Consider the following 19,565-nt stretch of genomic DNA (forward strand, 5'->3'; position numbering starts at 1 on the left):
TTTGGCAAGGTGCGGCGCAGGGGCCTAGGGGCATCGGCCGAACAGCCTAACAAGCATTAGAATCGACGGCTCAGCCTAACAAGCATTCGAATCCATTCAACCCCATCAAGGAGTCGCAGTAATGAAGGTCTTGGTCCCTGTCAAACGCGTGGTGGACTACAACGTCAAAGTCCGGGTCAAGTCGGACGGGACGGGTGTGGACATCGCCAACGTCAAGATGAGCATGAACCCGTTTGACGAAATCGCCGTCGAAGAAGCCGTGCGCCTGAAGGAAAAGGGCGTGGCGACCGAGGTCATCGCCGTCTCTTGCGGTGTGGCTGCCTGCCAGGAAACCCTGCGCACGGCCATGGCCATCGGTGCCGACCGCGGTATCCTGGTCGAAACCGACGCCGAGCTGCAGCCCTTGGCTGTGGCCAAGCTGCTCAAAGCCATCGTCGACAAAGAACAGCCCGGCCTCATCATCGCCGGCAAGCAAGCCATCGACGACGACGCGAACCAAACGGGCCAAATGCTCGCCGCGCTCGCCGACCTGCCGCAGGCTACCTTTGCAAGCAAGGTGGAAGTAACGGGCGACAAGCTGCGCGTGACGCGTGAAATCGACGGCGGCCTCGAAGTGCTCGAGCTCACGCTGCCGGCAGTCATCACCACCGACCTGCGCCTCAACGAGCCGCGCTACGTCACCCTGCCCAACATCATTAAGGCCAAGAAAAAGCAGCTCGACACCTTCAAGCCCGAAGACCTGGGCGTCGATGTCACGCCGCGCCTCAAGACCCTCAAGGTCAGCGAGCCGCCCAAGCGCGGTGCCGGCGTGAAGGTGCCCGACGTCGCCACGCTGGTGGACAAGCTCAAGAACGAAGCCAAAGTGATCTAAGGAGTTGCACGAAATGACTGTTCTCATCGTCGCCGACCACGACAACGCCTCCATCAAGGCATCCACCCTGAATACCGTCACCGCAGGCAAGGCCTGTGGCGGTGACGTGCACGTGCTCGTTGCGGGCCACAACGCTGGCGGCGCGGCCGCCGCTGCTGCGCAAATCGCCGGCGTCAGCAAGGTGATCCACGCCGACGGCGAAAGCCTCGCGCACGGCCTGGCCGAAAACGTGGCCGCGCAAGTGCTGGCCATCGCCAACAATTACACGCACATCCTGTTCCCGGCCACGGCCGGCGGCAAGAACGTGGCGCCGCGCGTCGCGGCCAAGCTCGACGTGGCGCAGATCAGCGACATCATCAAGGTTGTGTCGCCCGACACTTTCGAGCGCCCCATCTACGCAGGCAACGCGATCGCCACGGTGCAAAGCGCCGATGCGATCAAGCTCATCACCGTGCGCACCACGGGCTTCGACGCCGCGCCCGCCACGGGCGGCAGCGCTGCGGTCGAAACCATTGCTGCGGTCGCCGACTCGGGCAAGAGCAGTTTCCAGGGCAGCGAAATCGTCAAGAGCGAGCGCCCCGAACTCACCGCGGCCAAGATCGTGGTCTCGGGCGGCCGTGCCCTGGGCAGCAAAGAGAAGTTCGACGAAGTCATTCCGCCATTGGCCGACAAGCTCGGCGCCGCGATCGGCGCGAGCCGCGCTGCCGTCGATGCCGGCTATGCGGCCAACGACCTGCAGGTGGGCCAGACCGGCAAGATCGTCGCGCCGCAGCTGTATGTCGCCTGTGGCATTTCGGGCGCCATCCAGCACTTGGCCGGCATGAAGGATTCCAAGGTCATCGTCGCGATCAACAAAGACCCTGAAGCGCCGATCTTCAGCGTCGCCGACTACGGCCTCGAGGCCGACCTGTTCCAGGCGGTGCCGGAACTGGTCAAGGCGCTGTAAGCTTCAGCGCCGCTGCCGGCCTTGCGTCGGCATTCCCCGAAAATGAGGGCATCGTTCGCGGTGCCCTCTTGTCATTTTCCCTCTCATTCCCGGAGCCCCCATGAGCTACATCGCCCCCGTCAAAGACATGTTGTTCGACATCGAGCACCTTGCCAACATCGAGCAGATTGCGCAAATTCCCGGCCTCGAGGAGGCAGGCCTGGACACGGCGCGCGCCGTGCTCGAGGAATGCGCGCGCTTCAGCGGGGACGTGCTCGCGCCGCTCAACGCCGAGGGTGACCGCAACCCCTCGCGCTGGGAGGCCGGGCGCGTGCTCACCACGCCGGGCTTCAAGCAGGCGTACCACCAGTACGCCGAAGGCGGCTGGCAAGGGCTGCAGCACCCGCCGGCCTACGGCGGCCAGGGCCTGCCCAAGACCATAGGCGCGGCCTGCGTGGAGATGATCAACAGCGCCAACATGAGCTTTGCGCTGTGCCCCTTGCTCACAGACGGCGCGATCGAGGCGCTGCTCACCGCGGCGGACGACGGGCTCAAAGCCACGTATTTGCACAAGCTCGTGAGCGGCGAGTGGACGGGCACCATGAACCTCACCGAGCCGCAGGCGGGCTCCGACCTCGCGCTGGTGCGCACGCGCGCCGAGCCGCAGCCCGACGGTAGCTACAAAATCTTCGGCACCAAGATTTTCATCACCTACGGCGAGCACGACATGGCCGAGAACATCGTGCACCTGGTGCTCGCGCGCGTGCAGGGCGCGCCCGAGGGCGTGAAGGGCATCAGCTTGTTCGTGGTGCCCAAGTTCCTGGTACACAAAGACGGCAGCCTGGGCGCGCGCAACGACGTACAGTGCGTGTCGATCGAGCACAAGCTCGGCATCAAGGCCAGCCCCACGGCGGTGCTGCAGTATGGCGATGGTTTGGCCGGCAGCGTGGCCGAGCAGGGCGGCCCCGGCGCCGTGGGCTACCTTGTCGGGCAGGAAAACCGTGGCCTCGAATACATGTTCATCATGATGAACGCGGCGCGTTATGCCGTCGGCGTGCAGGGTGTGGCGATTGCCGAGCGTGCCTACCAGAAGGCGGCGCGTTATGCGCAAGAGCGCGTGCAAAGCCGCCCCGTCGATGGCAGCGTGCCTGCGAGCGCCACCATCGTGCACCACCCCGACGTGCGCCGCATGCTCATGACCATGCGCGCGCTCACCGAAGGCTGCCGCGCGATGGCGGCCGTGGCTGCTGCGGCCTACGACGCCGCGCACCACCACCCCGACGCCGAGGTGCGCAAGCAAAATGCGGCCTTTTATGAATTCCTCGTACCGCTGGTCAAGGGCTACAGCACCGAGATGAGCCAGGAGGTCGCCTCGCTGGGCGTGCAGGTGCACGGTGGCATGGGCTTCATCGAGGAAACGGGCGCGGCGCAGTATTACCGCGACGCCAAGATTCTCACCATCTACGAAGGCACGACGGCGATCCAGGCCAACGACCTCGTGGGCCGCAAGACCGCGCGCGACGGCGGCCAGACCGCACGCGCCATTGCCGCGCAGATCGCCAAGACCGAGGCCGCACTGCAAGCCAGCGCCACGCCGGCCGCACTCGCGATGGCGAGGCGCCTGCAGGCTGCGCGCGAGGCGTATCTGGACGTGGTGGACTTCATCGCTGGCGGCAGCAAGGCAGCGCCCAACGCGGTCCATGCGGGCAGCGTGCCCTACCTGCTCGCAAGCGGCAACCTCGTCGCGGGCTGGCAGCTTGCGCGCAGTTTGCTCGTCGCACAAGACTTGCTCGCCAAGGGGCAGGACCTGCCCTTCATGCAGGCCAAGATCGCGACTGCTCGCTTTTACGCCGAGCACATCCTCGTGCGCGTGCCGGGGCTGCGCGATGCGATCCTCGAAGGCGGTGAGAGCGTGATGGCGCTGCCCAACGACGCCTTTTGAGGCGTACCACGGCATCGCTCGACGCTTCGTAAATAATAGCTTCTAGCGCTTGATTATCAAGCGCTAGAGGCCATTTTGATTGAGAAAGGAGTGCTTCATGCCCTGCCTGCCAGCTGCGTTGCAGCGCGTGTCGCTGCCCGTGATCGCCTCGCCGCTGTTCATCATCAGCAACCCGCAACTCGTGATCGCGCAGTGCAAGGCGGGCATCGTCGGCTCCATGCCCGCGCTCAATGCGCGCCCGGCTGCGCAGCTCGACGAGTGGCTCGCCGAGATCACCGAAGCGCTGGCCGCGCACGACCGCGCGCACCCCGAGCGGCCCGCCGCGCCCTTTGCGATCAACCAGATCGTGCACAAGAGCAACGACCGCCTCGACCATGACATGGCGCTGTGCGCCAAATACAAGGTGCCCATCATCATCACCAGCCTGGGCGCGCGCCCCGAAGTCAACCAGGCCGCGCACGGCTGGGGCGCGGTGGTGCTGCACGACGTGATCAACAACGCCTTTGCGCACAAGGCCATCGACAAAGGCGCCGACGGTCTGATTGCCGTGGCGGCGGGCGCGGGCGGCCACGCGGGCACCAAGAGCCCGTTCGCACTCGTGCAGGAAATCCGGGAATGGTTCGACGGCCCGCTCGCGCTCTCGGGCGCGATCGCCAACGGCGGCGCGATTTTGGCGGCGCAGGCCATGGGCGCGGACTTTGCCTACATCGGCTCGGCCTTCATCGCCACGCATGAAGCGCGTGCGAGCGACGCTTACAAACAGGCCATTGTCGAAGGCACCTCCGACGACATCGTCTATACCAACCTGTTCACGGGCGTGCACGGCAACTACCTCGCGCCGTCGATCCGCGCCGCCGGGCTCGACCCCGAGCACCTGCCCGAATCCGACCCGAGCAAGATGAACTTCAGCGAAAGCGGAAAAAAAGCCTGGAAGGACATCTGGGGCAGCGGCCAGGGCATAGGCGCGGTCCATGCGGTGACCAGCGCCGCCGAGCTGGTCGAGCGCCTGCGCCGTGAACATGTGCAGGCGCGCCAGCGCCTGTGCGGCGCGGCCGAGGTTCGCCCTTAACCGCTGGTCGGCACCTTGCACGTGCTGCGGCGGATGGATGGCATGCGCCAACCGTGCCCTCCGACCAGGGCCACGGTGAGCGTCGTGGCCACGATCCAGTGGGGCAGATACAGCGTCGCGAAAAGTGCCAGATTCAATATTGCTGGCGGCGTCTGTGGCGACAGGTTGAGCCACAAAAAAACGGTTGGGTCCAGGGCGGTCATGTACGCTGCTCCTCGGAATCGTTGCGCGGAAGTCGCATCGCGCGCAATCTATCGCTACCCTGCTTGCAGTTTTCTTTCAGCTTGCAGTTCATAGTTCAGGGAAAACCCTGAGTTTCGTGCCCGGGTTTGTGGCGACGGGCACGCAAAAAAGGAGCAAGAGCGCACAATCGCCCACTTTCCTCTTGAGCAGGAGCATCGCCTTGCCCTGCGCTGCTGCGCTGCTGAGTGCCTCATCCATTCCATCCATGCCTACTGCGTCCTCACGCGCGCCCTTGATCGACGTGGTCAAGGGCCTTGCCTGTGTGCTCATCATCGCCCACCACCTCGCGTTTTACGGCCCCATGTCGGACATTGCCGAGTCGCTTGCGCCGCGCTTGCTGGCTTGGCTTTCCAGCCATGGGCGCATGGCCGTGCAGGTGTTTTTGGTGTTGGGCGGCTATTTGGCCGCGGCCAGCCTCGCGCCACAAGGTGTTGCACGCTTTGCGGGTGCCTGGGAACAGGTGGCGCGCCGTTTCGCCCGGTTGGTCGTGCCCTATGCCGTGGCTTTGCTCGTCACGGTGCTCGTGTCGGCGCTGGTGCGACCGTGGCTTGCGCACCATTCGGTGCCCGCCGAGCCCGATTTTGCGCAGTTGCTCGCCAATGCTTTGCTGTTGCAGGACATCCTCGGCTACGAGGCGCTCTCGGCCGGCGTGTGGTACGTGGCCATCGATTTTCAGCTCTTTGCGCTCGCGGTGCTGCTTTTTGCCGCCGTGCGCGCCTGGGCCCGGCGCAGTGGGCGGATCGATGCGGCGCGCTGGGGGCAGGCAGCGGTGGTGGCAGGTGTGGCGGCGTCGCTGCTGGGCTTCAACCGCTGGCCGCAGCTCGACGCCTGGGCCGTGTATTTCTGGGGCGCCTACGGCCTGGGGATGATGGCCTACTGGGCCGCGCATGCGCCGCGCGTGCGGCCCTGGCTGTTCATGCTGGTGGCGCTGGGCGTGGCTGCGTTGGGGGTGGATTTTCGCCCGCGCATCGCTCTGGCTTGGGTCGTGGCGCTGGCGCTCGTCGTGGCCATGCGCACGCCGGCCTTGCGCCAGTGGCAAGGTGTGCCGGTGCTGAACCGGCTCGGGCAAATGTCGTACTCGGTCTTTTTACTGCACTTTGCTGTGTGCCTGGCGGTGAACGCCGTCGTGACCACGCTGTGGCCCGAGGCGCCTGGCTGGAATGCGCTGGGCATGCTGCTGGCCGTGCTGCTGTCGCTCGCGGCGGGACGGCTGCTTTACGAGCGCATCGAAAAGCGGGGCTTTTCGTGGCCGGCCATTCTGCGTTGGCAGGCGGGATTGCTGGGTGCAGGGTGGCTGGCGTCGTTCGTGGGAAATTTTGGCTGAGCGCTGAACAGGCGGCTAGGTCGCTTACAATGATCTCGTTTTGAGATATCATGAGTCCATGAAAATCATCAGCAACAGCGCTTTGCGGGCCTTTGCTGTCTACCATCCGCAAGCCGAAGGGCCTTTGCAGGGCTGGCGACGTGTGATCGAAAAGAATCGCTTTGCCAATTGGGCCGAACTCAAAGCAACGTTCAACACCGTAGACAAAGTGGGCGAATTGACAGTGTTCGACATTGGCGGCAACAAATACCGTCTGATTGCTTACATTCGGTTCGAGAGACAGATCGTTTACATCAAGGCGGTGCTGAGCCACAGCGACTACGACAAAGGAACATGGAAAACGGGCGCATAAGCGCTCGAGGAGTTTTCATCATGAATGCACACATCGATATTGAGCGTCTGCTCCCGGTTTGGGAGCAGTTTCGTGCTGCCACCGATATCGGCCCCATCCGCGACGAAGCGCATTATGCGCAGATGACCCAAGTGCTCGAAGCCTTGCTCGATGAAGCCCAGGGTGACGAAAACCATCCCGCCATGGGGCTGGTCGATATCGTGGGCGATCTCATCGAAGACTATGAGACAGTGCATCACCCCTTGCCCGATGTCACCGGCGTCCAGGCCCTGAAGTTTTTGATGCAACAGCATGGCCTGAAACAAAGCGATTTGCCCGAAGTTGGCAGCCAAGGCGTCGTGTCCGAAGTCCTCGCGGGCAAGCGTGAACTCAACATCCGTCAGGTGCGCGCTTTGAGCGAACGCTTCAGGGTTTCGCCCGCGACATTCGTGTAAAGCGGGTTTCCACAAGGGTGGGATGGCTGGCGTCGTTCGTGGGGAATTATCCCAGATTGTCCATTAGGCGGTGCTGCGCACCTACGCGGGCGCTGGCGGGCGCCTGACGGCCATTTTGGCCGCTGCCTCGGCGTCCATGGCACCGGCCATGGACTTCTCCTCAGCAGCCAAACTGCCTCGCCAGCCACCTCGCCATCATCCCGCGTCCTAATGAACAATCTGGGATTATGGCTGATGGATGCCGGCTCAGCGATGTAAGTCGCCCGCGCGTTCTGGTTGATAGACGACCTCTTGCACGCGCACGGTCATCGTTTTGCCGCCGGGCCCTGGCCAGGTCAGTTCATCGCCCACCGAGAGACCGAGCAAGGCGGCACCCACGGGCGCAAGTATCGAAAGACGGTCCGCGCTGCCATCCATATCACGCGGGTAAACGAGCGTGAGGCAAAACTCCTTGCCGGTCTCGGCGATCGCGAAGCGCACGGTGGAGTTCATGGTGACGACGGTGGGTGGGATGTCCTGCGGCTCTACGACATCGGCCCGGTCAAGTTCTGCTTGCAATTCCGCCTTGCCGGGGAAGACGCTTGCAGGGAGCGCTGCCAGCAAAGCTTCGATGCGTTCCAGGTCCAGAGACGACAGGGTGATTTGCGGTTTGCTGCGTGCCATGGTTTCACTGACCTCCTGATGATGCGGACCCACAAAGCGCGGGACTGTAGTCGATCGTGAATCCCGCACTGCAGCATGCGGCCATGCGAGCGGATTTTCTGTATATTCATACAGTATGAAATCCAAAGATCGCATGAACGACTGCGCTGACGAACCCGCGCCGCTGGTGCGTGTGCCGCTGCAGGCGCTGCGTGGGCGCGGGGCGGCGAGCCGCATTGCGCACCGCTTTGCGCGCGACACGCGGGATCGGCTCGCGGGGGCGGACGATGGCTGGCCCGGTGATGCGCATGAAGCGGCAGCGAGCGAAGATGCGCGCGCCGCGCCGCCCGCGACCGAGGTGCTGCACGAGACGGCGCGCAGCGCCTTGTGCCGCAACGATTCGCCCGACATTCCCTTCATCTACTCGGTCAACCCCTACCGCGGCTGCGAGCACGGCTGCATCTACTGCTACGCGCGGCCCACGCACAGCTACCTGAACCTCTCGCCAGGACTGGACTTCGAGACGCGCATCGTCGCCAAGACGAACATCGCCGCGGTGCTGCGGCGCGAGCTCGCGCGCCCCGGCCATGTGCCCAGCGCGCTGAGCCTGGGCTCAGCCACCGATTGCTACCAACCCGTGGAGCGCGCGCTGCGGCTCACGCGCGGCTTGATCGAAGTGCTGCGCGACGCGCGCCACCCCTTCGGCCTCATCACCAAGAGCAGCGGTGTGGAGCGCGACATCGACCTGCTCGCGCCGCTGGCCGAGCGGCGCCTGGTGGCGGTGTATGTGACGCTGACCACGCTGGACGCCGAGCTTGCGCGCCGGCTCGAGCCGCGCGCCGCCGCACCGCACCGGCGCCTGCGCACCATCGCCACCTTGGCCGCGGCGGGTATCCCCGTGGGCGTGAGCGTGGCGCCGCAGATACCGTTCCTCAACGAAAACATGGAACAGGTGCTCGACGCCGCCCACGCGGCCGGGGCGCGCAGTGCTTTTTATAGCGTGCTGCGCCTGCCCTGGGAGCTCGACGCGCTGTTTCGCGAGTGGCTGGAGCTGCACTACCCGCAGCGCGCGGCGCGCATCCTGGCGCGCGTGCAAGACGTGCACGGCATCAGCGCCGAGATGCGGCAAGAGGGCAAGAGCTACACGGGCGGCTTTGCCACACGCATGCACGGCAGCGGCCACTGGGCCGATCTGCTGCGCCAGCGCTTTGCGCTCGCGTGCCGGCGCCTGGGCTTGAACTGCACGCCGCTCGAGCTCGACTACAGCCAGTTCCGCCCGGCGCTCGCGCGTGGGCAGGGGTGTTTGTTTTGACGGGGGCCGAGGATCAGTCCGCGAGCACGCGTGCACGCCCCGGCAGCGGCAATTGCAGCGATTCGCCGCGCCCGATCGCAAAGTAGTGGATGCCTTTGCGCGCCAGGCGCTGCGGGTCGTAGAGGTTGCGCCCGTCGAAGATCACCGGCGCGCGCAGCTGCTGCTTGATGAGCTCGAAGTCCGGCGCCTTGAACACCTGCCACTCGGTGCAGATCACGAGCGCGTCGGCGCCGGGCAGCACGGCTTCGGGCGTGCCCATGAGGGCCAGGCGCTCGTCGTGGCCGTAGAGGCGCTGCGCCTCGGCCATGGCCTCAGGGTCGTAGGCGCGCACCTTGGCGCCCGCGGCCCAGAGCGACTCCATGAGCTCGCGGCTCGGGGCGTCGCGCATGTCGTCGGTGTTGGGCTTGAAGGCCAGGCCCCAGAGCGCGAAAGTGCGGCCCTTGAGGTCGCCCTGGTAATAGGCGTGGATGCGCTGGAACAGCTTGTGTTTTTGCCGCTCGTTCACGGCTTCCACGGCTTGTAGCAGGTCGCTCGTGCAGCCGGCTTCCTGCGCGGTGTGGATCAGCGCCTTGATGTCCTTGGGGAAGCACGAGCCGCCATAGCCGCAGCCGGGGTAGATGAAGTGGTAGCCGATGCGCGGGTCGGCGCCTATGCCCTTGCGGATCGCCTCGATGTCGGCGCCCAGGTTTTCGGCCAGCTCGGCGATCTGGTTGATGAAGCTGATCTTGGTGGCCAGCATGCAGTTGGCCGCGTACTTGGTGAGCTCGGCGCTGCGCAGGTTCATGCACAGGATGCGGTCGTGGTTGCGGTTGAAGGGCGCGTAGATTTCGCGCATCACCTCGAGTGCGGCTTCGTCTTCGCCACCGAGGATGATGCGGTCGGGGCGGCGGCAGTCGTTGAGCGCCGAGCCTTCCTTGAGGAATTCGGGGTTCGAGACGATGGTGAATGCGAGCTGCTTGCCGCTTTGTGCGAGCTGCGCTGCGATGTGCGCCTTGAGCCGGTCGCCCGTGCCCACGGGCACGGTGGATTTTTCGACGATGATGACCGGCTCGCTGCGGTGGCGCGCAATGCCCTCGGCCACGGCAAACACGCCGCTCAGGTCGGCGCCGCCGTCGGGCCCGGGCGGCGTGCCCACGGCGATGAACTGCACCGCGCCGTGCTGCACCGCCTCTGCCACGTCGTGCGTGAAGCGCAAATGGCCCGCGGCCACGCCTTCGCGCACCAATTCCGCGAGGCCGGGCTCGTAGATGCCGACCTGGCCTTGCTGGAGCTGGTCGATTTTGGCCTGGTCTATGTCCATGCAGAGCACGTCGTGCCCGACTTCGGCCATGACGGCCGCTTGCACCAGTCCTACATAGCCGGTGCCGAAGATCGTGAGTTTCATGGTGATGTGTCGAAGGAAAAAATCAGCGCGAAGAGGTTGTAGGTGCCGCGGGCGCCGCAGGCCGCGCGTGGATCAGCAGCACGCCGCAGACGACCAGCGCCACGCCCAGCGCCTTGCCCGCGCTCAGCGTTTCGCCCCAGCCCGGCAGCAGCGCCGCGCCCAGGTGCACCAACGCGTAGCTGAGGCTGAGCAAGGCGTAAGCGCGCGACAGCGGCAAGTGCTGCAGCGCGCCCAGCCAGCACAGCATCGAAAGCGCGTAGGCCAGGATGCCAGAGCATACGCTGGCGAGCGCGGCCGCATCGAGCGAGTGCGCTTGCCAGGCCGTGAGCCAATCCATAGGCAGCGGCAGGCGCGCCATGCCCCAGCGCAAAGCGAGTTGCGCGGCGCTGACCAAGAGCGTACTCGCGAGCGCCAGGCCCAAGCCCTTGCCCACGCCTTTGCTTTGCTTCATGCCTGCGCCCCGAGCAGCGCCACGCCCGCCATGATGAGCGCGACGCCCGCCCAGTGGCGCGCATCGACGGCCTCGTGGAACAGCCAGCGCGCGGCGAGCGTGACGAACACGAAGTTCAGGCTCAGCATGGGGTAGGCCAGGCCCACGGGCATGCGCTGCAGCAGCAAAAGCCATAGCAGCAAGCCCGCGCCCATACTGCCAAAAGCCAGCAAAAGCCATGGAGACTTGAGCTTGGCCCAGCCGCCTAGCGCGCGCCCCTGCCAGTGCAGTACCGCGTATTTTTGCGCGATCTGCCCGAGGCAGGTCAGCAGGCAGGCGCCGAGCAGCAGTATCCAGCTCATGGAACGATGGCGATCACGAGCCGGCCCGCGCGATGCACGCGGGCGTCGGGCGGCAGCAGCGCGAGCAGTGGTTCTTCTTCCGCGTCGCCCAGGCGCAGCACGATGCCCACGGGGCCGTTGCGGCGCGCCTGCGCGAGCCAGGCGGGGAAATCGGCGCGCGTGACGTAGCGCCCCTGCACATCGGGCTGCGACAGGCCGTAGGCCAGCTCGCCCTGCGTGTCGAGCATGACCACGTCGGTGCGCGCAAGGCGCCAGGCGAGCGCCGCCGCCGTGCCCACGTCGTCGCTCACGAGCGTGTGCGCGCCGCGCAACGCGTCGCGGTGCGCGAGGATGAACTGGTCGGGCATTTTGTTGTGCACGAGCGCAAGCGGCAGCGCGGCGGGCACGAGCGCGAAAAACGTCCATACCCCGAAGGCCGGCGCCGCCCAATGGCGCAGCGGCTGCCAGCACTGCAGCGCGGCGCAGAGCAGCCAAACGCCAAGCACCGCCACGACGAGCGCGAGGCGCGAACCTTCGCCCGCGGAGTACAGCGGATCGTGCAGTTGCAGCCAGACCAGCCCCGCCACGGCGCCAGCGCCAATCAGCAGGTTGAGCGCGCCGTTCACGCGCAGGGCGCGCGCAGACCGTTGCGAGCGTGCCTGCACCACAAAGCGCCCGACGCCCAAGGCCAGCGGCGCAAAGCACGGCAGGATGTAGGTCGGCAGCTTGCCCTTGCTCAGGCTGAAAAAGACGAAAGGCACGGCAAACCACAGCAGCACGAAGGCCGTGGCGCGCTCACCGCGCTGGCTCCAGGCCAGGCGCAGCGCGGGCGGCAGCAAAGCGGCCCAGGGCAGGGCGCCGGCGAACACGATGGGCACGAAGAACCACCACGGCCGCATGTGTTGCGCGGTGGCGCTCGCAAAGCGGCGCACATGCTCGTTCCAGAAAAAGAAGTTCCAGAAATCGGGCTCGCGCCAGTGCACCGCGAGCGCCCAGGGCAGGCACACGAGCAGCGCCACGCCCACGGCAAGCGGCCCCCAGGCGAGCAGCACGCGCCAGCGGCCCTGCCACAGCGCGTAGGGCAGCGCGACGAGCACCGGCAGCGCGAAGGCCAAAAAACCCTTGGTCAGGAAGCCGAGCCCGCAGGCCAAGCCCAAAACAGCCCACCAACGCAGGCGGGACGCGCGCGAGCCGCTCTCGAAAGCGAAGTAAAGCGCGACCATGCCCAGCGTGACCCAGAGGTTGAACTGCGGGTCGAGGTTGCTATAGCCCGCCTGCCCGGCGACGAGCGCGCAGCTCAAAAAGACCAGCGCCGCCGCGATGGCCGTGCGCGCGTCGCGCCACAGGCGCTGCGCAAAGCCGTACACGAGCAGCGTCGTGAGCAGCGTCACGAGCGCCGAGGCAAAGCGCGCGCCAAACAGGTTTTCGCCAAAAACCGCCTCGCTGAGCGCGATCAGCCAGTAGCCGCCTATGGGCTTTTCGAAATAGCGCAGGCCCAGAAAATGCGGCGCGATCCAGTCGCCGCTGCGCAACATCTCCTGCCCGATCTGCGCGTAGCGCGACTCGTCGGGAATCCACAGCCCGTGCAGTCCCAGCGGCACGAGGAAAAAAAGCGCAAAGACGGCGCCCAGCGCGAGCGCAGCGCGGCGCGGCGTCATGCCTGCACCCCCAGCCAGCCCTCGCGTCCAGGAACGCTGCCGCGCGTGAGGCGCCCCGTGGGCAGCGTGGCGGGGTCGGCGGGCAGCAGCGCGCCGAGCGGCGCGAAGGTGATGGAACGCTCCTGCGCGCGGCGCAGCAGTTCGGCAAAAGCAGGGGCCATGAGGATGCCTTCGACCTCGGCGTGGATCGTGTAAACCTGTAGCGCAGACGGCAAGCCCGGTGCGGGCTCAGGCCGGATTTGGCTCAAAATGAAGTCGTTGAAGTCGGGTGCCGCGAGCTGCGGGCCCACGACTTCGTCGAAGGTGGGCAGCGTGACCGGAATCTGCGGCGTGCCCGGCTGGCCGGATTCAAGCAGCGGCCGAAACAGGCTGTGGCCGCGACAGTCGCTGTGGTAGCGCAAGGCAAAGTCCTGCTCGACCTCGACCACGCGCTCGTCGGCGCGCCAGCCGGCGACGGCCGAGCAGTCCACGCGCCGGCCCAGAATGTCGGAAAGCGCGTCCAGCCCGCGCCGGTATTCGGCCGCGAGCCGCGCGCGGCTCCAGTCGCCCGCGTGCGCCTGCCAGGCGTGGTGATCCCAGGCGTGCAGGCCCACTTCGTGGCCGGCTTCCTGGGCGCGGCGCATCAAGGGGCCCAGGTCGCGCCCGATCGGGCGGCCGGGCCAGGCCGTGCCCGCGAGCAGAATGTCCCAGCCGTACAGGCTCGCGGCCCTGGAGCGCAGCATCTTCCACAAAAAGCGCGGCTTGACGAGCCGCCACAGATGCCGGCCCATGTTGTCCGGCCCCACGCAGAAGAAAAACGTCGCCTTGACCTGCGCGGCCGCGAGCAGGTCGAGCAGGCGCGGCACGCCCTCGCGCGTGCCGCGGTAGGTGTCCACGTCGATGCGCAGGCCGACCGGCATCAGGCGCTCCGCGCCTCCTGTGCGGCTGCTGGTGCGGCGGCGATGGGTTCGTCGCGCTCTTCTTGCGCGGCGAGCATGCCGGGCTCGGCCAGCGCTTCGCGCAGGAAGAAGTCCAGCGTTTTTTCGATGGTCACGTGCATGGGCACCGTGGGGTTCCAGCCGAGCAGGCGGCGCGCGTTCTCTATGCTGGGCTTGCGGTGCGACACGTCCTGGTAGCCGGCGCCGTAGAACGAGCGGCTCTCGACGGCGCGAAAGCCAGCGAACGGCGGGAAGTGGCCGCGCAGCGGGTGCTGCTCGAACTGGCGCAGCAGCTCGTGGGCGAGTTCGGCGATGCTGGCCTCGTTGTCGGGGTTGCCGATGTTGATGATTTGCCCGTCGCAGCGCCCGCCCGCGTTCTCGACGATGCGCGCGAGCGCCTCGATGCCGTCGTCCACGTCGGTGAAGCAGCGCTTTTGCGCGCCGCCATCGACGAGGCGGATCGGCGTGCCTTCGACCAGGTTCAGGATCAGCTGCGTGATCGCGCGCGAGCTGCCGATGCGTGCCGAGTTGAGCCTATCGAGCCGCGGCCCCATCCAGTTGAACGGGCGAAAGAGGGTAAAGCGCAGGCCCTGCTGCCCGTAAGCCCAGATCACGCGGTCGAGCAGCTGCTTGGAGACGGAATAAATCCAGCGCTGCTTGTTGATCGGCCCGACCACGAGGTTGGACTTGTCCTCGTCGAAGCGCTCGTCGGTGCACATGCCATAGACCTCGGAGGTCGAGGGGAAGATCACGCGCTTGCGGTACTTGACGCAGTGGCGCACGAGTTTGAGGTTTTCCTCGAAGTCGAGCTCGAACACGCGCAGCGGGTTGCGCGTGTATTCGATGGGCGTGGCGATCGCGACCAGCGGCAGCACCACGTCGCACTTTTTGATGTGGTATTCGATCCACTCGGTGTGGATGCTGATGTCGCCCTCGACAAAGTGGAAGTCGGGGTTGCTCTTGAGGCGTTCGATCGCGTCCGAGCTTATGTCCATGCCATAGATTTCATAGCGACCGTCGCGCAGCAGGCGCTCCGACAAATGGTTGCCGATGAAGCCGTTCACGCCCAGGATCAGCACGCGCGTCTTGCGCTGCGGGCCCATCGGGGCTGCGTGCAGGCGCGAGCCCTCGACCAGGCCCAGCTCCTGCGCGAGCTGCGGGCCGGCCAGGTACAGGCCCGCGTCGCCCTGCTGGCCCGCGAGGATTTCGAGCGCGTCTTCACCGCAGGCGATACAAAGCGGCGCGGTGCCCAGCACCGTGCCCGGCGCACGCCCGTGCGCACCGGGCACCACGCGCGAGGCCCAGACGATCAGCTTGCGCTCGCCCACCGGCGCAAAGGCGCCCGGGTAGGGCTGCGTCACGGCGCGCACCAGGTTGTGCAGCGCGCGCGCGGGGCGGCTCCAGTCTATGCGGCCGTCTGCGGGCGTGCGCCGGCCAAAGTAGCTCGCCTGCGCTTCGTCCTGCGGCACTTCGGGCAGCTCGCCGCGCGCAAGCCGCGGCAGCGCGGCGTCGAGCAGCGTGCGTGCGGCCTCGCGCAGCTTGCCGTGCAGCGTGTAGGCCGTGTCGTCGTCGGCGATAGGCACGCGCTGCTGCGCAAGGATGGGGCCGGCGTCGGGCCGCTGCACCATGCGGTGCAGGGTCACGCCGGTTTCCGTTTCGCCGTTCACGAGCACCCAGTTCACCGGCGCGCGCCCGCGGTAGCGCGGCAGCAGCGAGCCGTGCAGGTTGTACGCGCCGCGCCGCGCGCTCGCGAGCAGCTCTTCGCCGAGCAGGTGGCGGTAGTAGAACGAAAAAATGAAATCCGGCTGCAGCGCGCGCACTTGCTCGATCCACAGCGGGTGGTTGGGGTCTTCGGGCGCGTGCACGGGGATGCCGTAGCGCGCGCACAGTTGCGCCACCGAGCCGAAAAAGCGGTTTTCCTTCGGGTCGTCGGCGTGCGTGAAGACTGCCGCAATGGTGTAGCCCGCGGCGCGCAGCGCTTCGATGCCGGTGCAGCCGATGTCGTGGTAGGCGAAAACGATGGTGTTGAGGCTCATGGATTCAAGACCCGCAAGAGGGTGGAGTGCAGCAAGGGGCGGGCGTATTCGCCTGGGTGTGCGTGGCGGTTTCGGCAGCGGCAGACGCTGGCAGTGCCGGCGCTGGCAGCGTAGGGGCGAGTGCTCCACGCGCTATGCGTTCGATGAAAAAGCGTGGCCGCGCGCGCACGTCGTCATACACGCGCCCCAGGTATTCACCGAGCATTCCCATGCCCAGGAGCTGCACGCCGCTGAAGAAAAACAGCACCGCGAACAGCACGAACAGGCCGTCACCCGCCCACTGCGCGCCAAACACCAGGCGCAGCACCAGCAGCAGCAGCCCGAAGCCGAAGCCCAGCAGCGCAAGCCCCGCGCCGGCCAGGCTCAACAGGCGCAGCGGCGCCGTGGTCATGCAGGTGACCAGGTCGAACATCAGGTTGATGAGGCGCAAAAAGTCGTACTTGGACGTGCCGTGCTCGCGCTCTGCGTGGCCGACCTCGATCTCGGTGGTGTGGCGCGCAAAGCTGTTGGCCAGAATCGGGATGAAGGTGCTGCGCTCGGGGCAGGCGAGCATGGCCTGCACTACGCTGCGGCGGTAGGCGCGCAGCATGCAGCCGTAGTCGCTCATGCCCACGCCCGTGGCGCGGCGCACGGCCCAGTTGATGAGGCGCGAGGGCCAGCGGCGCAGCGCCGAATCCTGACGGTTTTTGCGCACGCTGCCGACCACGTCGTAGCCCAGCGCGGCCTGCTGCACCAGGCGCGGGATTTCTTCGGGCGGGTTTTGCAGGTCGGCGTCGAGCGTGATGACCAGGTCGCCGCGGCACTGCGCAAAGCCCGCCATGATGGCCGCGTGCTGGCCATAGTTGCGGTTCAGGAGCACGGCGACGACGTGGCTGCCCGGCGCGGCCGCGGCTTCGAGCAGCAGCTCGGCCGAGCGGTCGCGGCTGCCATCGTCGATCAGCACGATTTCGTAGTTGCGCCCCAGGCTCTCGCAGGCCGCCGTGGTGCGCCGCAGCAGCTCGGGCAGGCTTTCCTGCTCGTTATAGACCGGGATGACCACCGAAACGCAGCTTATCGGGTAGGGCTTGAGCGTGTTCATGCAACGATGCTTTCGATGGCGCTCACCACGCGGTCGATGTCGGCCTGCGTCATGTCCGGGAACAGCGGAATCGAGCACAGGCGCGCCGAGTTCCACTCGGTGTGCGGCAATTGCACCTGCGGGAATTGTTGCCGGTACCAGGTGTGCAGGTGCGCGCCGATGAAGTGGATGCCCGTGCCGATGTGCTGCTGCTGCAGCGCCTGCATGAAGCCGTCGCGGCTGATGCCGCAGCGCTCGGCGTCTATGCGCAGGATGAACAAATGCCAGGCGTGCTGCTGCGGGTAGGCCGGCAGCGCGAGCGGCTGCACGGGCAATGCGGCCAGGCGTTGCAGGTATTGCGCGGCAATCTCGGCGCGGCGCGCGTTGATGGCGGCGAGGCGCTCGAGCTGCACCAGCGCGATCGCGGCGTTGATGTCGGCGAGGTTGTATTTGAAGCCCGGCTGCTGCACCATCGCCTGCGGCTTGCGCCCGTGCGTGTGGCGGTCGTAGGCATCGACGCCCAGGCCGTGGAACTTGAGCATGCGCACCTTTTGCGCGAGCGCCGCGTCGTCGGTGACGAACATGCCGCCTTCGGCGCAGGTCATGTTCTTGATCGCATGGAACGAAAAAATCGCTGTGCCCTGCGCGCCCACGGGCCGGCCGCGGTACAGCGTGCCGGCGGCGTGCGCGGCGTCCTCGATCAGCGCAATGCCGTGCCGGTGCGCGAGGGCGTAGAGCGGGTCGAGGTCGAGCGCCGCGCCCGCGTAGTGCACGGGCACGATGGCGCGCGTGCGCGGCGTGATCGCGGCCTCGACGCGCGCAGCATCGACCATCAGCGTGTCGCGGTCCACATCGACGAACACCGGCGTCGCGCCCAGCAGGCAGATCATATTGAGCGTGGAAACCCAGGTCTGCGACGGCGTGATCACCTCGTCGCCCGGCCCTATGCCCAGCGCGAGCAGCGCCAGGTGCATGCCGCCCGTGGCCGAGCTCACGGCGACCGCGTGTTGGCAGCCGAAATGCGCGCAAAAACGCTGCTCGAGCTCCTGGTTCTTGGGGCCGGTGGTGATCCAGCCCGAGCGCAGCACCTGCGCGACGGCCTCGATCTCGGCCTCGCCCATGCTGGGGCGCGAAAAGGGGAGAAAGGGAAGTTCCATGGGGCTGGTTTTGCGCAGAAAGAAAGCGGCGCGGCGCTGACGGTGGCGGCAAAAGTCGGATGGCGGGCGAGGGCGTGGTACACACTTTCCCGAAAGGGGCCGTAGGATGAGGGCGGGCCTTGGTGCAGCTGCCTGCAACCGTGGCCAAACGGCGTCCCACCAGCGGGGCGGGCGGCAGTTTAACAGGCGCGCGGGACGGTTTCGGGGCTGTCCGCTGCAGCCGCCCAGCGCGCGGGGCTGCCTGCATTCGACAGATTTTTGAAAGGGAAACTATGGCGCACACGCGCTTGCTCGCCGACATCGGCGGCACCAATATCCGCCTGGCCTGGCAGGCCGGGGCCGGCGACGCCTTGCACGACCTGTGGGTGCGGCCCTGCGCGCAGTTTGCCTCGCTCGAAGCGGCGATCCGCGCCTATGTGGCCGAGGTGGGCATCTCCGTGCCCGAGGAGGCTGCGCTGGGCATCGCCAACCCCGTGACGGGCGACGCGGTGCGCATGACCAACCGCGACTGGAGCTTTTCGCAAAGCGCATTGCACGCGGCGCTGGGGCTGCGGCGGCTCGTCGTGCTCAACGACTTCACGGCGCTCGCGCTTGCCATTCCATTGCTCACGCCGCAGATGCTGCGCCAGGTCGGCGGCGGCGCGCCGCAAGCGGGGGCGGCCGTGGGGCTGCTCGGGCCGGGCACGGGGCTGGGCGTGTCGGGGCTGGTGTTTGCGCCCGACGGCAAGGACATCCCTCTCGCAGGCGAGGGCGGTCACGCCACGCTGGCCGCGCAGACGCCGCTCGAATGGGAGCTGCTGCGCATCCTGCAGCGGCGCTACGGCCACGTATCGGCCGAGCGCGTGCTCAGCGGCCAGGGGCTGGTTGATCTGTACCACGCGCTGCGCGAACACGCGGGCCTAGGAGCCTGTCGGACTTTGGGCGTCGATAGCGAGAATGCGCCCCGGCGAGGCCAGTTTTTGCCGGATTCGCCGCCCCATAGTGCTGCTATGGGGCAAGAAGACGGTAAAAAATGGGCCGCTGCGGCGCATTCGCAGCCGACGATTCCAAAGTCCGACAGGCTCCCAGGCGGCGCGGAGGTGACTGAAGCGGCGCAGGTCACGGCGCTGGCCTTCGATGCGGGTGACGCGCGCGACGCGCTGGCTTTGCAGGCGCTCGAACTGTTTTGCGGCTTTTTGGGTACGGTGGCGGGCGATTTGGCGCTCACGCTGGGCGCGCGCGGCGGCATGTATCTGGGCGGCGGCATCGTGCCGCGCCTGGGCACGTGGTTCGAGCAGTCGGGCTTTCGCGCGCGCTTCGAGGCCAAAGGGCGCTTTCAGGCGTACCTGGCGCCGATTCCCTGCTGGGTCATAGACCCCGACGCGGCCCCGGCACTGTACGGCGCGGCACGCGCGCTCGATCGGCCGCAGCCGTCTTAGCAATTCATATCATTTTGGCCGTTTGCGCAGATGCAGCAAGCGCTGGCTGCTAG

At 66.8% G+C, this 19,565-nt stretch carries 19 protein-coding genes; 9 read left to right on the forward strand and 10 right to left on the reverse strand.

The features are described from left to right. Positions 1-121: 121 nt before the first annotated feature. From FK527_RS01640 to FK527_RS01655, 4 genes are all read left to right on the forward strand, one after another. Entirely contained in the window at positions 122-871 is a 750-nt protein-coding gene (locus FK527_RS01640; protein ID WP_144729012.1) for an electron transfer flavoprotein subunit beta/FixA family protein, read from the forward strand. 13 nt (positions 872-884) lie between these two features. Further along, positions 885-1,817 (forward strand): electron transfer flavoprotein subunit alpha/FixB family protein, encoded by a 933-nt coding sequence (locus FK527_RS01645; protein ID WP_144729014.1) that lies wholly within the window; start codon positions 885-887, stop codon positions 1,815-1,817. A gap of 100 nt (positions 1,818-1,917) precedes the next feature. Further along, complete coding sequence (locus FK527_RS01650) at positions 1,918-3,738, forward strand: acyl-CoA dehydrogenase (protein ID WP_144729016.1); 1,821 nt, start codon at positions 1,918-1,920, stop codon at positions 3,736-3,738. Positions 3,739-3,835: 97 nt separating this feature from the next. After that, entirely contained in the window at positions 3,836-4,807 is a 972-nt protein-coding gene (locus FK527_RS01655; protein ID WP_144729018.1) for an NAD(P)H-dependent flavin oxidoreductase, read from the forward strand. Here FK527_RS01655 and FK527_RS01660 read toward each other — a convergent pair. Then, positions 4,804-5,010: a hypothetical protein gene (locus FK527_RS01660; RefSeq protein WP_144729020.1), complete on the reverse strand. Its 207-nt coding sequence runs from the start codon at positions 5,008-5,010 to the stop codon at positions 4,804-4,806. The genes FK527_RS01655 and FK527_RS01660 overlap by 4 nt on opposite strands. 245 nt (positions 5,011-5,255) lie before the next feature. Here FK527_RS01660 and FK527_RS01665 point away from each other — a divergent pair, with 245 nt between their 5' ends. The 3 genes from FK527_RS01665 to FK527_RS01675 are packed head-to-tail and all read left to right on the forward strand — an operon-like array spanning position 5,256 to position 7,160. Next, positions 5,256-6,374 carry an acyltransferase family protein gene (locus FK527_RS01665; RefSeq protein ID WP_144729023.1) on the forward strand — a complete coding sequence of 373 codons (1,119 nt, stop codon included), beginning with the start codon at positions 5,256-5,258 and terminating at the stop codon, positions 6,372-6,374. Positions 6,375-6,432: 58 nt separating this feature from the next. Further along, complete coding sequence (locus FK527_RS01670) at positions 6,433-6,726, forward strand: type II toxin-antitoxin system HigB family toxin (RefSeq protein ID WP_144729025.1); 294 nt, start codon at positions 6,433-6,435, stop codon at positions 6,724-6,726. Between the two features lie 20 nt (positions 6,727-6,746). After that, the gene (locus tag FK527_RS01675) at positions 6,747-7,160 is read left to right on the forward strand and encodes a helix-turn-helix domain-containing protein (RefSeq protein WP_186298354.1); all 414 of its coding nucleotides are present in this window, start codon (positions 6,747-6,749) and stop codon (positions 7,158-7,160) included. A 246-nt stretch (positions 7,161-7,406) separates the two neighbouring features. On the opposite strand, the gene rnk is transcribed toward FK527_RS01675, so the two are convergent. Next, positions 7,407-7,823, reverse strand: a complete 417-nt coding sequence (gene rnk, locus FK527_RS01680) for a nucleoside diphosphate kinase regulator (RefSeq protein WP_144729027.1) — start codon at positions 7,821-7,823, stop codon at positions 7,407-7,409. Positions 7,824-7,956: 133 nt separating this feature from the next. Here rnk and FK527_RS01685 point away from each other — a divergent pair, with 133 nt between their 5' ends. Beyond that, positions 7,957-9,114, forward strand: a complete 1,158-nt coding sequence (locus FK527_RS01685) for a PA0069 family radical SAM protein (RefSeq protein ID WP_144729029.1) — start codon at positions 7,957-7,959, stop codon at positions 9,112-9,114. Between the two features lie 13 nt (positions 9,115-9,127). On the opposite strand, the gene FK527_RS01690 is transcribed toward FK527_RS01685, so the two are convergent. The 8 genes from FK527_RS01690 to arnB are packed head-to-tail and all read right to left on the reverse strand — an operon-like array spanning position 9,128 to position 18,094. Then, the gene (locus tag FK527_RS01690) at positions 9,128-10,498 is read right to left on the reverse strand and encodes a UDP-glucose dehydrogenase family protein (protein WP_144729031.1); all 1,371 of its coding nucleotides are present in this window, start codon (positions 10,496-10,498) and stop codon (positions 9,128-9,130) included. A 22-nt stretch (positions 10,499-10,520) separates the two neighbouring features. Further along, a complete protein-coding gene (arnF, locus tag FK527_RS01695) occupies positions 10,521-10,949 on the reverse strand; it encodes a 4-amino-4-deoxy-L-arabinose-phosphoundecaprenol flippase subunit ArnF (RefSeq protein ID WP_144729033.1) in 429 nt (142 codons plus the stop codon). Next, the gene (gene arnE / locus FK527_RS01700) at positions 10,946-11,290 is read right to left on the reverse strand and encodes a 4-amino-4-deoxy-L-arabinose-phosphoundecaprenol flippase subunit ArnE (protein WP_114482925.1); all 345 of its coding nucleotides are present in this window, start codon (positions 11,288-11,290) and stop codon (positions 10,946-10,948) included. The genes arnF and arnE overlap by 4 nt, the downstream gene beginning before the upstream one ends. After that, entirely contained in the window at positions 11,287-12,927 is a 1,641-nt protein-coding gene (gene arnT / locus FK527_RS01705) for a lipid IV(A) 4-amino-4-deoxy-L-arabinosyltransferase (RefSeq protein WP_144729035.1), read from the reverse strand. Before arnT ends, arnE begins: the two co-directional genes overlap by 4 nt. Next, positions 12,924-13,826 carry a 4-deoxy-4-formamido-L-arabinose-phosphoundecaprenol deformylase gene (gene arnD / locus FK527_RS01710; RefSeq protein WP_114482927.1) on the reverse strand — a complete coding sequence of 301 codons (903 nt, stop codon included), beginning with the start codon at positions 13,824-13,826 and terminating at the stop codon, positions 12,924-12,926. The genes arnT and arnD overlap by 4 nt, the downstream gene beginning before the upstream one ends. Then, on the reverse strand, positions 13,826-15,880 hold the full coding sequence (gene arnA, locus FK527_RS01715; protein ID WP_144729037.1) for a bifunctional UDP-4-amino-4-deoxy-L-arabinose formyltransferase/UDP-glucuronic acid oxidase ArnA: 2,055 nt from the start codon (positions 15,878-15,880) through the stop codon (positions 13,826-13,828). Before arnA ends, arnD begins: the two co-directional genes overlap by 1 nt. A gap of 4 nt (positions 15,881-15,884) precedes the next feature. Then, positions 15,885-16,958, reverse strand: coding sequence for an undecaprenyl-phosphate 4-deoxy-4-formamido-L-arabinose transferase (gene arnC, locus FK527_RS01720; RefSeq protein ID WP_144729039.1), 1,074 nt, complete (start codon positions 16,956-16,958; stop codon positions 15,885-15,887). Continuing rightward, positions 16,955-18,094: a UDP-4-amino-4-deoxy-L-arabinose aminotransferase gene (arnB, locus tag FK527_RS01725; protein WP_144729041.1), complete on the reverse strand. Its 1,140-nt coding sequence runs from the start codon at positions 18,092-18,094 to the stop codon at positions 16,955-16,957. Before arnB ends, arnC begins: the two co-directional genes overlap by 4 nt. A gap of 272 nt (positions 18,095-18,366) precedes the next feature. Here arnB and glk point away from each other — a divergent pair, with 272 nt between their 5' ends. Continuing rightward, on the forward strand, positions 18,367-19,512 hold the full coding sequence (gene glk, locus FK527_RS01730; protein WP_144729043.1) for a glucokinase: 1,146 nt from the start codon (positions 18,367-18,369) through the stop codon (positions 19,510-19,512). Positions 19,513-19,565 lie beyond the last annotated feature (53 nt).

The sequence above is a fragment of the Extensimonas perlucida genome (assembly GCF_007655255.1).
GTDB classification, from domain to species: domain Bacteria; phylum Pseudomonadota; class Gammaproteobacteria; order Burkholderiales; family Burkholderiaceae_C; genus Extensimonas; species Extensimonas perlucida.

Excerpts from the sequence above, each read along its gene's own strand:
- FK527_RS01640 (WP_144729012.1), top strand. The coding sequence starts at position 122 with ATGAAGGTCTTGGTCCCTGTCAAACGCGTGGTGGACTACAACGTCAAA.
- FK527_RS01645 (WP_144729014.1), top strand. The coding sequence starts at position 885 with ATGACTGTTCTCATCGTCGCCGACCACGACAACGCCTCCATCAAGGCA.
- FK527_RS01650 (WP_144729016.1), top strand. The coding sequence starts at position 1,918 with ATGAGCTACATCGCCCCCGTCAAAGACATGTTGTTCGACATCGAGCAC.
- FK527_RS01655 (WP_144729018.1), top strand. The coding sequence starts at position 3,836 with ATGCCCTGCCTGCCAGCTGCGTTGCAGCGCGTGTCGCTGCCCGTGATC.
- FK527_RS01660 (WP_144729020.1), bottom strand. The coding sequence starts at position 5,010 with ATGACCGCCCTGGACCCAACCGTTTTTTTGTGGCTCAACCTGTCGCCA.
- FK527_RS01665 (WP_144729023.1), top strand. The coding sequence starts at position 5,256 with ATGCCTACTGCGTCCTCACGCGCGCCCTTGATCGACGTGGTCAAGGGC.
- FK527_RS01670 (WP_144729025.1), top strand. The coding sequence starts at position 6,433 with ATGAAAATCATCAGCAACAGCGCTTTGCGGGCCTTTGCTGTCTACCAT.
- FK527_RS01675 (WP_186298354.1), top strand. The coding sequence starts at position 6,747 with ATGAATGCACACATCGATATTGAGCGTCTGCTCCCGGTTTGGGAGCAG.
- rnk (WP_144729027.1), bottom strand. The coding sequence starts at position 7,823 with ATGGCACGCAGCAAACCGCAAATCACCCTGTCGTCTCTGGACCTGGAA.
- FK527_RS01685 (WP_144729029.1), top strand. The coding sequence starts at position 7,957 with ATGAACGACTGCGCTGACGAACCCGCGCCGCTGGTGCGTGTGCCGCTG.
- FK527_RS01690 (WP_144729031.1), bottom strand. The coding sequence starts at position 10,498 with ATGAAACTCACGATCTTCGGCACCGGCTATGTAGGACTGGTGCAAGCG.
- arnF (WP_144729033.1), bottom strand. The coding sequence starts at position 10,949 with ATGAAGCAAAGCAAAGGCGTGGGCAAGGGCTTGGGCCTGGCGCTCGCG.
- arnE (WP_114482925.1), bottom strand. The coding sequence starts at position 11,290 with ATGAGCTGGATACTGCTGCTCGGCGCCTGCCTGCTGACCTGCCTCGGG.
- arnT (WP_144729035.1), bottom strand. The coding sequence starts at position 12,927 with ATGACGCCGCGCCGCGCTGCGCTCGCGCTGGGCGCCGTCTTTGCGCTT.
- arnD (WP_114482927.1), bottom strand. The coding sequence starts at position 13,826 with ATGCCGGTCGGCCTGCGCATCGACGTGGACACCTACCGCGGCACGCGC.
- arnA (WP_144729037.1), bottom strand. The coding sequence starts at position 15,880 with ATGAGCCTCAACACCATCGTTTTCGCCTACCACGACATCGGCTGCACC.
- arnC (WP_144729039.1), bottom strand. The coding sequence starts at position 16,958 with ATGAACACGCTCAAGCCCTACCCGATAAGCTGCGTTTCGGTGGTCATC.
- arnB (WP_144729041.1), bottom strand. The coding sequence starts at position 18,094 with ATGGAACTTCCCTTTCTCCCCTTTTCGCGCCCCAGCATGGGCGAGGCC.
- glk (WP_144729043.1), top strand. The coding sequence starts at position 18,367 with ATGGCGCACACGCGCTTGCTCGCCGACATCGGCGGCACCAATATCCGC.